This window comes from Neisseria sp. P0013.S005 (assembly GCF_051958425.1).
GTDB lineage: Bacteria > Pseudomonadota > Gammaproteobacteria > Burkholderiales > Neisseriaceae > Neisseria > Neisseria subflava.
Genome location: NZ_JBQCVL010000013.1, coordinates 16,541 through 28,415, shown reverse-complemented (window position 1 = coordinate 28,415; position 11,875 = coordinate 16,541). Strand labels below are relative to the sequence as shown.

Sequence of the window (11,875 nt, the reverse complement as noted above, 5' to 3'; positions counted from 1 at the left end):
CGTCTGAAACCCAAAAAATTGGGGTTTCAGACGGCCTTTTTAGTAGAAATTTGTTTGGAATAATTTTAGGAAGTTTGGGTATAATTATTGTGGGGCTGGTAGCAAAAAAGCCCCATTGCAGTGGGGCTTTGTGCTGAAACCTTCCTAGAAAGGAGAGTTTCAATCATGAAACATACCACTCGCACGGGTCGTTCATGGCTGAGACTGCGGACAGTCGTTAGGATTATCTTAACCCTGTTCCTGCTTTTAGTCAATTAAACGGCTGAAAACAAAAAACTGTTTTTCAGTTTCCGCCTGTTTGTCATGAACAGGCGGTTTTTTATTGTTTAACGCTGATTCAAACAATCTGCAATCGCTTTGGCAATTTTGGCACTGGCGCCTTGATGTTGCGAAATGAATTGCTCGGTGTGGCTGATCAGCTGTTGGCGCAGCGTTTCGTCGTCGAGGTATTGGCGCGTGGTTCTGTACCAGGCTTCGGCAGTTTCGACGCGGACGGCGGCTTTGGCTTCGACTGCGCCTTTACAGGCTTGGGCGAAGTTGTAGTTGGAGTAACCGAAGAGGGTAGGGACGCGGCAGGAGATGGGTTCGATGATGTTTTGGCAGCCGGCATCAACCAGGCTGCCGCCGACGAAGGCAATGTCTGCGCTGAGGTAGTAGGCGGCAAGCTCGCCCATGCTGTCGCCTATCCAAACTTGTGTATCGGGGGAAACGGGTTGTCCGTCGCTGCGTTTTTGGACGGTATAACCAAGCGATTTGGCGGTATCGTAGGCCGTCTGAAAGTTTTCAGGGTGGCGCGGTACGATGACCAGCAAGGCATTGCCGCGGTAGCCCTGCCATGCTTTGAGGAGCAGCTCGGCTTCGTCTGTGCCTTTGTACACGCGCGTGCTGGCGCAGACGACGACGGGGCGTGCGCCGATGCGTTCTTTAAAGGCGACGGCAAGCGGGCGCGAGTCGTCGGGGGGGGCGATGTCGTATTTGGTGTTGCCGCAGACGTGGACGTTGGACGCGCCGATGAGGTGCAGGCGTTCGGCATCGGCGGCGGTTTGGGCAAAGCAGCCGGAGAGGCTCTGCATGGCAGGCTCGACCAGCTTGCGGATTTTGAGGTAGCCGCGTTGGGATTTTTCAGAGAGGCGTGCGTTGGCCAAAAAGAGTGGAATGCCTACTTCTTTGCAGCCGTGCATCAGGTTGGGCCAGATTTCGGTTTCCATCAAAATGCCGCAGATGGGGCGGTGTTCGGCTAAAAATCGGGCGACCCATTCGGATTTGTCGTAGGGCAGGTAACGGCATTGAGCATCGGGGAACAGGGATTGCGCGGTGGCGCGGCCGGTCGGCGTCATTTGGGTAATCAAAAACGGCGAGTCGGGAAAATGGCGGCGCAATGCCTGGACTAAAGGTTCGGCCGCACGCGTTTCACCGACGGATACGGCGTGTATCCAAATCGGTCGTTGTACGGGATTGGGATACGCCTGCCCGAAACGCTCGTCCCAATGCTCGAGATAGGCTGGGGATTTGAGGGCGCGGCGGCGCAGGTGGCGGCGGATCAGGAAGGGGGCGAGGTGCCACAGCGTGGCGTAAAGGCGGCGTATCATGCTTACGGGTCTTGTGTCGGAATAGGCCTATTTTATCGGAAACTGAAACGGAAGATATAGCTTTGATGCGTGTTTTACGCAAAGGAAACAGGCCGTCTGAAAGGTTTCAGACGGCCTTTAATACAGGCATAAACGCGTTTACTTCACTTGCGCCATATATTTTTTCAGACGGCCTTTGCTTTGCATGGCGCGGTTTTCCATTTCATCGACAATGGCTTGTGCTTTGGCTTTGTTCACCGGTTTGCCGACCTGAATCACGCCGCTCATGTTCATCATGCGGTGCGGCGGGCAGGTATAGACATACACGCCTTCTTTGTCGAGCTTGAGCGTGAAGTCTTTACCGTCTTCGGAAAGGAAGTCGGCAACACCGTCGGGCAGGGCTTTGCTTTGCACCCAGTGGCCGCTGTTAGTAGCTTTGAAGGTAACAGTATCGCCGACTTTGGCGTTGACGTAGCCGGGTTCTAACACCATGCTGCCGTCTTTGCCGTTGTCGAGCATTTTGATTTCGTGGTTGGCGGCGTATGCGCCGAGGGAAGCGGTCAGCATCAGGAGGAAGAGTGATTTTTTCATGGGAAAGTCCTTTTTGTGAAGAGTATAAAATGATTGCGTGGCTGGTTTCTTGGTGGCAGATTTACCAGCTAGGATTGCCGCATCGGGCGGATAACGGGCAGGCCTTTGCTGTCGTATAAGAGCTCGATGTCCACTTTATACAGCCTGCCTATCATGTCCGCCTGCAACACGTCCTGCGGCGCGCCCTGCGCCTGTACTTTGCCTTCGCCGAGCAGAATCACGCCGTCTGAAAACTGGGCGGCGAGGCTCAAATCGTGCAATACCATCAGCGTAACCAGATTGTGTTCGTGCGTGTATTGCACCACGCGCTCCAGGAGGTTCAACTGATGGTGCATATCCAGCGCGCTGACCGGTTCGTCCAGCATCAGGATTTCGGGGCGGCGCAGCATGACTTGGGCAAACATCACGAGCTGCCGCTGTCCGCCGGAAAGGCGCATGACGTCGCGGTGCGCCAGATGGCCGATACCCAGCTCCGCCATGATACTTGCGGCTTCGTGCAGCAGTTCGTCGCCGACGTGCATATGCAGCGCGTCCATGCGGCCGAGCAACACGACTTCCAGCGCGGTCAGCGAGGCTTCGGCGGCGGTGTCCTGCGGCATATAGCCTATGCGTTTGCGCCAGCTTTGCAGGTAGATTTTGCTTAACACTTCGTCGCCGTAGCGGATAGCGCCTTTGTGCGCCACTTCGCCGAAAATCGTTTTCATCAGCGAGGATTTGCCCGTGCCGTTCGGGCCGAGCACGGAATAGACTTTGCCTTGTTCCAGCGTCAAATCGATACTGTCGGCGACCACATAATCGCCGCGCCGGATATGGACGTTTTCAAGTTTCAACATTTCAGACGACCTACCGTTTCGTTAACACAATCCAGAAGAAGAACGGCACGCCGACAAACGACGTAACAATCCCCACCGGAAACAGCGCGCCGGGGATAATCACCTTGGACAACACGCTCGCCACAGATAAAAACGCCGCTCCCGCCAGCATCGCGCCGGGCAGGAAAAAGCGTTGGTCTTCGCCCAAAAGAATCCGCGCCACATGAGGCGCGACCAGTCCGATAAAGCCGATGACGCCGACGAAACTGATTGCCGTTGCCGTCATCACCGCCACCAATACCAGCGTTTTCAGGCGCAAAAGTTGCAGATTGATGCCCAGCCCGACGGCGCGTTCTTCGCCCAGGCGCAGCGCAGTCAGCTTCCACACGTCGCGCGAAAGCAGAAACACGCATACCGCCGTAACCGCCGCCGTAACGATGACCGTTTCCCAAGTCGCCTTGGTCAGGCTGCCGAACAGCCAAAACAGAATCTGCTGCGAAATCTCAGGCGCGGCTATAAATTGAATCAGCGACAGAATCGACTGAAACAGAAACAAAAGCGCAATCCCCACCAACACCAGCATCGCTGAATTGAAGCGGCGCGCCGAAGCAAACAGAAACAAGATGCCCGAAGCCAGCATGGTCATCACAAACGCCCCGATGGGGACGGCGACCGTTTCAGGCAGCCCGAAACCGCCGAACGCAATCACCGCCGACGCGCCCAAACCCGCCGCCGCCGCCAAACCCAGCGTATAAGGGCTGGCCATCGGATTGTTCAACAGCGTCTGAATCTCCGCCCCGCCGACACCCAAAGCCGCGCCGACCACCAACGCCATCACCGCAATCGGCAGGCGCAAATCCATCACAATCAGGCGGTTCATTTCATCGACTTCGGGTTTGCCCAGCAAAACATTGACCACTTCGCCGACAGGCAGCGTGTCCGTCATCGCCGGACCGGTGGCGATGTCGAATAAAAAACTGACCGCCGCGATGATTAAAAACATCAAAACAATCAACCAACGCTTGCCTTCCAACTTGCGCTGGTTTCTCACAATCTCGGCGACAACCGAATCATTCATGTTTTAAACCTCTGAAATTAAGTAACAAGGTCGGACATTCATGCCCGACCATCTCTTTTGTCTGTATCCGTTTTGAAGGGTGGTTTTTGAAAATCGGGATAACGGCGTTCCAAACGGCTTTGCCCTCTCCCTAGCCCTCTCCCACGGGGAGAGGGAACAAATGGCAGGGAATCACAACAATGGTCGGACTTCAGTCATCTGATTCCCTCTCTCCGTGGGAGAGGGAACAAATTGTAGGGAATCACAACAATAGTTGAATCTCAGTTATCTGATCCCTCTCCCCGTGGGAGAGGGATAGGGAGAGGGTCAAAGCAGTCAACCCCACCTGAAGCTCCCCGTTCGGCACGACGGGCAGTCGTAGAGTGTGCTTTGCCAACAAAAACATGAAATCCCATACCGTTCGCCATCATTTCTGCAAACATTACCCTTGGGCAAAGCCCACGCTACGGTTCTGTATAAAACCCATGCTGCTTTCAGACGACCTTTCGCATAAAAAGGTCGTCTGAAACCCACAAGCCTGCCTTATTGCCCTTTCGGATACAGATAGAACGTACCGTTCGGTACAACAGGCAGGTTTTGGCGGTAGAAGTCGGTATAAGTTTTCTCAGGATTGAAGTCTTTGAACAACTGCGGATAAATCGCTTTGGCCATAAATTGAATCGATGCGCCGTCGGAGAGTGTGCGCGAGTTCGCGTGGTAGGCGGCGTAGAGGCGGTTGTTTTTAATCGCAGGCAGGTTCGCCCAGCCGGCGCGTTTGGCAAAACCTGCCAAGCGTTTTTCCGCTTCCGCTTTCGGAATGCCCCAGCCCATTACCATAGCGGTCGGGCTTTTCTTCAATTCGGTTTCGCGGCCGGTAATCACTATGACGTCGGGTTTGGCGGCGAGGACTTTTTCAGGATTGATCGAGCCGTAGAACTCGACCGAAGAAGCGGAGATATTGTTGCCGCCGACCAGTGTCGCCATCGAACCCCACATGCTCTTGCCGAAGGTTACGCTGTGTTCCGCAGGGCCTTTGTTGCCGAACTCGATATACACTTTAGGCTTGGGCAGGTTGGCTTTTTGCACGCGCGCTTGGATGGTGTCGGCGATGCGTTTGTAATCTGCCGCTAATTTGTCTGCCTTTTGCTGCTGGCCGGTCAGCGTGCCGATAAGTTTGGTTGATTGAATGTGTTTGGCGACCGTTTGCGCGTTGTAGTCCAATACCACAATCGGAATGCCCGCTTTGTTGATGCGGTCGAGATCGGAACCCAAAGCCTTGTATTGCCATTCGGCCAAAATCAGCAAATCGGGTTTCAATGCCAAGACTTTTTCAACGGAGAACGTGCCGACTTCCACCTCGCCCACGTCGGTAAGCTGGTTCAACTTAGGCACGGCTTTGCTGAACGCCGCCCAGCTCGGCGGCGCCCAGTCGGCCCAAACCGCTTTGGAGAAGCCGACCACATTATTCAGCGCGTCCTTGCCGCCGATAGCCATGTAGTCTTGGTAGTAGAAGCCCAAAACCACGCGTTTGGCAGGCAGGTCGACGGTTACCTTACGGCCGACGGTATCGGTCAGCTGAACGGGTTTGGCAAAAGCGGATACGGAGCCGACTGATAAAGCGGCGGCGGCAATCAAAGCAGAAAGTTGCGTAAATCTCATAAATTATTCCTTTAAAATATGATGATAACTATTATCTTTTATAAATTTACAAGGTATTGAATCTTTTTTCAAGTGAAACATGAGAATAGACATATTCCAGAATAAAAAGTTGCATCATTAAAACAAAGGGATAATGTTTGTGTATACTGAAGACCTAGTGAAAAGGAATGATATGGAGTGCCTAAAGCCATAGTGGGCAGTAGCTGGAAGAAATAGGCAAAGGGTCATTTATTGCAAAAAAATAAAAGATATACGGTTGAATACAGCAGGCCGTCTGAAACCTTATAATCGGGTTCAGACGGCCTTTGGTTTGGGCATAAAAGTTTAATTTTACTTGCGTCATCTATTTTTCAGACGGCCTGTAAGCAGTATTGGGGAAAAGTGAAAAAGGTTGGTTTTTGAAATAGCGAAATAGGGAAGAAGGGGGCTTGAGGGAGAATCGGGCGTAAACCCAAAATGGGGACGAATAAAAAGGGCGTGTATCGAAACACGCCCTTGCCGGAGGTTCAGACGGCCTGTGATTCCGCCTGTTCGCTTTGGTTGAGGATTTTAATCAGCTTCTCGGTTTTTTCCGGATCTTCGCAGCGCAGGATTTTGGCGGCATCGTTTTCGAGATGGCCGGTGTGGCTGTGCAGGATGATGTTTTTAACCGAAAGCAGGTTGTTGGGGTTCATGGAGAAGCGGCGCAGGCCCATGCCGAGCAACAGTCGGGTGAAGACGGTATCGCCGGCCATTTCGCCGCAGATGGACACGCCTTTTTCCATGCGGTTTGCGGTGCGGATGATGTGTTGCAGCGTTTTGAGGACGGCAGGGTGGCCGGGTTGGTAAAGGTGGCTGACGCTGTCGTCGCCGCGGTCGACTGACAGGAGGTATTGAATCAGGTCGTTGGTGCCGACGGAGATGAAATCGACGAGCTTGAGGATGCTGCCGACGGTCATGGCGGCGGACGGGATTTCAATCATGCAGCCGATGCTGACCGGGCCGAAGGTTTCGCCGCGTTCGGTCAGTTGGCGTTGGGCCGTGTCCAGATGGATAAGGCATTGGCGCACTTCGGAAATGGACGTAATCATCGGCCACATCATGCGTACGGGGCCGTGGGCGGCGGCGCGGAGGATGGCGCGCATTTGGGTGCGGAACATGACCGGCTCGGCGAGGCACAGGCGGATGCCGGTCAGGCCGAGTGCGGGGTTGAGACTGCCGTTGGGCGTGCTGTTTTGGCCGAACCAGCGCGGATTTTTATCGACACCTAAATCGACGGTGCGGATGGTGATACTTTTGCCTTTCATCTTTTTCACAATGGCGCTGTACACTTCGTATTGCTCGTCTTCAGACGGCATGGTGTCGCGGTTGAGATAAAGAAATTCGCTGCGGAACAGGCCGACGCCGTCTGCGCCGAAGTTGTGCAGGGTTTTGATGTCTTCGGCGGATTCGATGTTGGCCAAAAGTTCGATGTTGATGCCGTCGGCCGTGGTGGCGGCGGTTTTTTTGATTTTGTTGAGTTCGCGCTTGTGGCTGCGGTATTCGCGGGCGAGGCGGCGGTATTCGTTGAGGACGACTTCGTCGGGATCGATGATGAGGATGCCGTTGATGCCGTCGACGATGACGATTTCGTTTTCAGTGATGAGTTTGCGGGCGTTGTGCAGGCCGATGACGGACGGGATGTCGAGGCTGCGGCCCAAGATGGCAGTATGGCTGGTCGGGCCGCCGGCATCGGTTACGAAGGCGGTAATGTGCTGCTCTTTGAACAATACGGTATCGGCAGGCGAGAGGTCGTGCGCGATGAGGACGGTGTCGTCAAACAGGTTGTCGGCGAGGTTGATTTCGTTGCTTTGGCCGACAAGGTTGTTGTGGATGCGGCGGACGACTTGAAGCATGTCCTGTTTGCGTTCGCGCAGGTAGTCGTCGTCGATGCTGTCGAACTGGGCGGCAAGCTTGTCGCTTTGCTGTTTCAATGCCCATTCGGCGTTGATTTTATGCTCGCGCAAAATGTCGATGGGTTCGCGCGAGAGGGTAACGTCGGTCAGCAGCATGAGGTGCAGGGAGATGAACGCGCCCAATTCAGTCGGGGCGTTTTCGGGAATCGCGCCGCGCAGTTGTTCCAATTCTTTGCGCGTGGCTTTGATGGCGGCGTCAAAACGGGCGGCTTCGGCGTCGATGAGGTCGTCTGAAACGTCGTATTGCGGCACTTCCGTCGTGCCGCGCGTAATCAGGTGGGCGTGGCCGATGGCGATGCCTTTGCCCGCCGCGACACCGTGCAGCACGATGCTCATTATTCGCCCTCGCCGAAGTAGTCATTGATGAGGTCGGTCAACGCCTGCATGGCGGCGGCTTCGTCTGCGCCTTCTGTTTCCAGTTCAATCACGGTGCCTTTGGAGGCGGCCAGCATCATCAGGCCCATGATGCTTTTGCCGTTGACACGGTTGCCGTTTTTGGTGACCCAGACTTCGCTTTGGAATTGGGAGGCGGTTTGGGTGAATTTGCTGGAGGCGCGTGCGTGCAGGCCGAGTTTGTTGATGATTTCGATTTCTTGTTTGAGCATGGATGTCCCCTAAATGTTCGTAAAGTGAATGTTTTCAGACGGCCTTAGCCGTTTTCTTTGCACACCAGGTCTTCAGGTGCGGATGTAATGGCGAAAATGCCCCGGATGGCGGCTTCTTTGACGGTTTCGGTGAAGTCGGAGAGGTTTTCGGCTTGTGATGAGTATTGGATGGCTTTAATCATCATCGGGGCGTTGAGGCCGGTCAGGATGGCAGATTTGTTTTCGCGCACCAGCCGGCGTGCGGCGTTGCACGGTGTTGCGCCGAAGATGTCAGTCATGATCAGCACGCCGCGGTTGTCGGGAAATTTCTGCAACGCGGCGATGGCGTTGTTGATGATATCGTTTTGATCTTCGTCGGGCTGTACGCCGAGGATGTGGAGATTTTCGGGGAAGCCGTTGGGGAAGAAATGGTCGGCCAAACCGCGATAGGCTTCACCTATGGTTTCATGTGTAATGATTAACAAACCTATCATGATGTGTTCCTAGCATGGGGGTTGAGGCCGTCTGAAGGTTTTTCAGACGGCCTTTGTTTTATTTATTGTTTAAGGCGTAGATTTCGCCGAGGTTGCGCCAACAGCCGGCGGCGTCCATACCGTAACCGAAGACGTAGCGGTTGGGTACGTCCAAACCGACATAATCGGCTTTGGTCGGTTTTTCTTTGTCGATCAGTTTGTTGGCAAATACGGCCGCACGGCAGCTTGCTGCGCCCATTTCCAACAGTTTTTCCTGAATGGCGGCCATGGTGTGGCCTTCGTCCAGAATGTCGTCCAAAACAACTACATGACGGCCTTTGATTTGCTCGGGGTCGGGCATGCGTTTCCAGTTGAACGCGCCGCCTGCGAGTTTGTCGCCGTAGCGGGAAACGTGGACGTAGTCAAAGTCCAAAGGGAAGCGCAACAGCGGCAGCAGCTGCCCTGTAAACACCACCGCACCACCCATCACAGGCAGGAGCAGGGGGTATTTGTCGCCCAAGTCGCGGGTGATGTCGTCGGCAACTTTTTGCAAGGCCGCGCGGCATTGTTCTTGGTCAAACAGCAAGTCGGCATTGTCCAGCATGGCTTGGGTTTCAAGGCGTTTGGTGTCTAAGTCGGTCATGATAGGTCGTGTTGAGTGCGGTTAAAAACAAATTATATAGCGGATTCAATCAATTTTCGATACAAGGCGCGGCAAGAGTGTAGTGAAAGTGAAGGGAATTTGGGCCGACCACGTTCAGACGGCCTTTTGCCCTTCCGCTTCGTCCACCAGCAAAAATGCCGTCAAAGCCAAAGCGGTCAATACCGCCGTCAACACCATCGCCCGTCCGTAATTGTCCGCACCGGCGCGTCCGAGATAATCGTAAATCAAAGTGGTCAGCGTCTGCCATTCGGGGCGCGACAGGAATAATGTGGCCGCAAATTCGCCGATACACGTTGCCGAAGCTAAAGTCAGGCCGCGCCGCAAAGCCGGTTTCAATAAAGGTGCGGTTACATAACAGGCCGTCTGAAAACCGTTTGCGCCCATGGTACGCGCTGCCGCCGCGTAATCTTTGGGCAAACCGTCCCACGCGGCCAGTACGTCTTTGGCCACAAACGGATACGCCAACAGCGCGTAAGTCGCCGTCAGCAGCCACAGCGAAGCCGTCCACTGCGGATAGAGCAGCAAAACGCCAAACGCGATGCACACGGGCGACACCATAAACGGTAAAAACATCAGCGCGCGCAACCACGCCATTTGCCGTGCCGCCGCCGCATACAGCACGCCCAAAACCGTCGCCGCCGCCACGGCTGCCGCAGAGAAACGGACGGTATTCCACACCGCCGCCCACGTTTGCGCTTCCAGCAAGACTGCCCACGAAGAGCCTGCCGATACCGCCTTGAGCCATACAGCAGCCAAAGGCAGCAGGCAGCACACTGCCAACATGGCCAATACCGTTGCCGTCAGCCATTTTTCCCAAGCCCATATCGGCGCACGCGGAGGCAAAGGCGAGACAGACTTATCCACAGCCACGCGTTTGCTCCAATACGCATACAAACCGCCTGCCGCCGCCGTAACCGCCAGTACCAGCCACACCAACACCGACGCACGCGCCATGTCCAACTCATACGCCACCAGCCGGTAAATTTCCACTTCCACCGTCGCAAAACGTTCGCCGCCGAGCAGCAAGGCGAGTCCGAAGCCTGAAAAACAATATAAAAACACCAGGCACGCGCCGCCGGCAACCCACGCGCGTACCACCGGCCATTCGACCCAGACAAACCGCCGCCACGCGTCCGCGCCCAAAGATTGCGCCGACAGCAACCGCGCCTGCGGCACACGCACAAATCCCTGATACGCCGAGCGCACCAAAACCGGCAGGTTGAAAAACACGTTGCCGTAAATCAGCAGCCACGGTGTGTCCTGCCAACCTGCCGCCAGCATACCGTGTGCGCCAAATAAAGCCAGTACGCCCATGCCTGCTACCAAAGTCGGCATCACAAAAGGCAGCATCAGCAGGCGCAAAACCGTGCGCCGTCCGGCGAAGTCCATCCGTGCCAGCACCCACGCCGCAGGCACGCCCAAAGCCGTGACCAAGACGCAAGTCAAAACCGCCTGCGCCACCGTCCAGCCCAAGCGCAGGCGCATATAGTTATCAGCCACCACTTCCGCCCAAGCGCCTTCGCCGTCGTAAAACGCCAGCGACAGCAAAGGCGCGGCCACCATGACCGCCAAGAAACTCAAAGGCAGAAGCAACAGCGCAAACCGCCGAATCCAAACCTGCATCGATGCGTACCCGAGAATAAAAACGCCTATTTTAGCCCGAGTTTGGCATAGGAGGTGGTATTCCTGCCTTTGTTTTCAGACGGCCCATGCAGCCTGATGGATAAAGCCGCCGTTTCTTCAAATTTTTCAAATATTTACGAGATTTCTTCAAAAAGGCAACATAATTGGTTGGGCATTTTTGTTACAATGCCGCCGATTCAAAAAACCAAACAAATCAAAAACAAGGAAACATTATGACCGCTACACGCCCACAAACCTACGATGCCGTCGCGCGCGCGTTGCACTGGCTGACCGTACTCGGTTTCATCGGTATCCTCTCCACCATTACCGTTTGGACCATCTACGATGGCGAAGAATGGGTCAAATCGCTCTTCGGCGTGCATAAATCCATCGGTTTCATCACGCTGCTGGTGATTGCCGTGCGTATTGTTTGGGCTTTGCTCAATGCGTCCAAACGTCCTGCCGCCGACAGCTTTGCCGCCAAAGCAGGCCACCTTGCCCTTTACGCCCTCATGCTCGCCGTTCCCGTTATCGGTATGATCCGCCAATACGGCGGCGGCCGCGGCCCGTTGAAAGTATTCGGTGTCGAAGTGATGCAGGGTTCGCCTGAAAAAATCGAATGGATGTCCAACCTCGGCAATATGGTGCACGGCAAACTCGGCTGGCTGCTCTTCGCGCTTGTCGCCGGCCACATTGCCATGGTCGTTGTTCACCGCATTCAAGGCCACGATGTTTTGTACCGCATGATCGGCCGCCGTTCTTAAGTGTAAAACGGTAAACAGCCAAGGCCGTCTGAAAACAGTTTGACCAAGCAAAAACTGTTTTCAGACGGCCTCTTTGTATTTGTGTTAATCTGTAAAAGTAGGGCAGGCGTTTTGCCTGATGTTGTCTAAATACTGTAAACCGTACC

The 11,875-nt window shown here is 54.7% G+C and carries 12 protein-coding genes; 2 read left to right on the top strand and 10 right to left on the bottom strand.

The genetic code is table 11. From position 1 onward, the window contains the following. Positions 1-326: 326 nt before the first annotated feature. The 10 genes from waaA to ACTHTA_RS10200 all read right to left on the bottom strand — a co-directional run bounded on the left by waaA (position 327) and on the right by ACTHTA_RS10200 (position 10,965). Positions 327-1,589 carry a lipid IV(A) 3-deoxy-D-manno-octulosonic acid transferase gene (waaA, locus tag ACTHTA_RS10245; protein ID WP_308888368.1) on the bottom strand — a complete coding sequence of 421 codons (1,263 nt, stop codon included), beginning with the start codon at positions 1,587-1,589 and terminating at the stop codon, positions 327-329. Positions 1,590-1,727: 138 nt separating this feature from the next. Continuing rightward, complete coding sequence (locus ACTHTA_RS10240; RefSeq protein ID WP_440364343.1) at positions 1,728-2,159, bottom strand: plastocyanin/azurin family copper-binding protein; 432 nt, start codon at positions 2,157-2,159, stop codon at positions 1,728-1,730. 68 nt (positions 2,160-2,227) lie between these two features. Then, complete coding sequence (locus ACTHTA_RS10235; RefSeq protein WP_308888366.1) at positions 2,228-2,992, bottom strand: ABC transporter ATP-binding protein; 765 nt, start codon at positions 2,990-2,992, stop codon at positions 2,228-2,230. Positions 2,993-3,002: 10 nt separating this feature from the next. After that, positions 3,003-4,049, bottom strand: coding sequence for a FecCD family ABC transporter permease (locus ACTHTA_RS10230; protein WP_308888365.1), 1,047 nt, complete (start codon positions 4,047-4,049; stop codon positions 3,003-3,005). A 522-nt stretch (positions 4,050-4,571) separates the two neighbouring features. After that, positions 4,572-5,687 carry an ABC transporter substrate-binding protein gene (locus tag ACTHTA_RS10225; protein ID WP_440364344.1) on the bottom strand — a complete coding sequence of 372 codons (1,116 nt, stop codon included), beginning with the start codon at positions 5,685-5,687 and terminating at the stop codon, positions 4,572-4,574. Positions 5,688-6,193: 506 nt separating this feature from the next. After that, positions 6,194-7,957 carry a phosphoenolpyruvate--protein phosphotransferase gene (gene ptsP / locus ACTHTA_RS10220; RefSeq protein ID WP_308888363.1) on the bottom strand — a complete coding sequence of 588 codons (1,764 nt, stop codon included), beginning with the start codon at positions 7,955-7,957 and terminating at the stop codon, positions 6,194-6,196. Continuing rightward, complete coding sequence (locus ACTHTA_RS10215) at positions 7,957-8,226, bottom strand: HPr family phosphocarrier protein (protein WP_049328812.1); 270 nt, start codon at positions 8,224-8,226, stop codon at positions 7,957-7,959. The genes ptsP and ACTHTA_RS10215 overlap by 1 nt, the downstream gene beginning before the upstream one ends. 44 nt (positions 8,227-8,270) lie before the next feature. Beyond that, on the bottom strand, positions 8,271-8,699 hold the full coding sequence (locus tag ACTHTA_RS10210) for a PTS sugar transporter subunit IIA (RefSeq protein WP_219089251.1): 429 nt from the start codon (positions 8,697-8,699) through the stop codon (positions 8,271-8,273). A gap of 58 nt (positions 8,700-8,757) precedes the next feature. Then, positions 8,758-9,321 carry a hypoxanthine-guanine phosphoribosyltransferase gene (locus tag ACTHTA_RS10205; RefSeq protein WP_313971190.1) on the bottom strand — a complete coding sequence of 188 codons (564 nt, stop codon included), beginning with the start codon at positions 9,319-9,321 and terminating at the stop codon, positions 8,758-8,760. 114 nt (positions 9,322-9,435) lie between these two features. Further along, complete coding sequence (locus tag ACTHTA_RS10200) at positions 9,436-10,965, bottom strand: iron ABC transporter permease (protein ID WP_313971191.1); 1,530 nt, start codon at positions 10,963-10,965, stop codon at positions 9,436-9,438. 96 nt (positions 10,966-11,061) lie between these two features. Here ACTHTA_RS10200 and ACTHTA_RS10195 point away from each other — a divergent pair, with 96 nt between their 5' ends. Together ACTHTA_RS10195 and ACTHTA_RS10190 are read left to right on the top strand one after the other, a co-directional pair. After that, positions 11,062-11,202 (top strand): purine catabolism protein PucB, encoded by a 141-nt coding sequence (locus ACTHTA_RS10195; protein ID WP_440376371.1) that lies wholly within the window; start codon positions 11,062-11,064, stop codon positions 11,200-11,202. After that, complete coding sequence (locus tag ACTHTA_RS10190; protein ID WP_313971192.1) at positions 11,199-11,729, top strand: cytochrome b; 531 nt, start codon at positions 11,199-11,201, stop codon at positions 11,727-11,729. Before ACTHTA_RS10195 ends, ACTHTA_RS10190 begins: the two co-directional genes overlap by 4 nt. Positions 11,730-11,875 lie beyond the last annotated feature (146 nt).

Excerpts from the sequence above, each read along its gene's own strand:
- ACTHTA_RS10240 (WP_440364343.1), bottom strand. The coding sequence starts at position 2,159 with ATGAAAAAATCACTCTTCCTCCTGATGCTGACCGCTTCCCTCGGCGCA.
- ACTHTA_RS10195 (WP_440376371.1), top strand. The coding sequence starts at position 11,062 with ATGGATAAAGCCGCCGTTTCTTCAAATTTTTCAAATATTTACGAGATT.
- ACTHTA_RS10210 (WP_219089251.1), bottom strand. The coding sequence starts at position 8,699 with ATGATAGGTTTGTTAATCATTACACATGAAACCATAGGTGAAGCCTAT.
- ACTHTA_RS10235 (WP_308888366.1), bottom strand. The coding sequence starts at position 2,992 with ATGTTGAAACTTGAAAACGTCCATATCCGGCGCGGCGATTATGTGGTC.
- ACTHTA_RS10200 (WP_313971191.1), bottom strand. The coding sequence starts at position 10,965 with ATGCAGGTTTGGATTCGGCGGTTTGCGCTGTTGCTTCTGCCTTTGAGT.
- waaA (WP_308888368.1), bottom strand. The coding sequence starts at position 1,589 with ATGATACGCCGCCTTTACGCCACGCTGTGGCACCTCGCCCCCTTCCTG.
- ACTHTA_RS10190 (WP_313971192.1), top strand. The coding sequence starts at position 11,199 with ATGACCGCTACACGCCCACAAACCTACGATGCCGTCGCGCGCGCGTTG.
- ACTHTA_RS10230 (WP_308888365.1), bottom strand. The coding sequence starts at position 4,049 with ATGAATGATTCGGTTGTCGCCGAGATTGTGAGAAACCAGCGCAAGTTG.
- ACTHTA_RS10215 (WP_049328812.1), bottom strand. The coding sequence starts at position 8,226 with ATGCTCAAACAAGAAATCGAAATCATCAACAAACTCGGCCTGCACGCA.
- ACTHTA_RS10205 (WP_313971190.1), bottom strand. The coding sequence starts at position 9,321 with ATGACCGACTTAGACACCAAACGCCTTGAAACCCAAGCCATGCTGGAC.
- ACTHTA_RS10225 (WP_440364344.1), bottom strand. The coding sequence starts at position 5,687 with ATGAGATTTACGCAACTTTCTGCTTTGATTGCCGCCGCCGCTTTATCA.
- ptsP (WP_308888363.1), bottom strand. The coding sequence starts at position 7,957 with ATGAGCATCGTGCTGCACGGTGTCGCGGCGGGCAAAGGCATCGCCATC.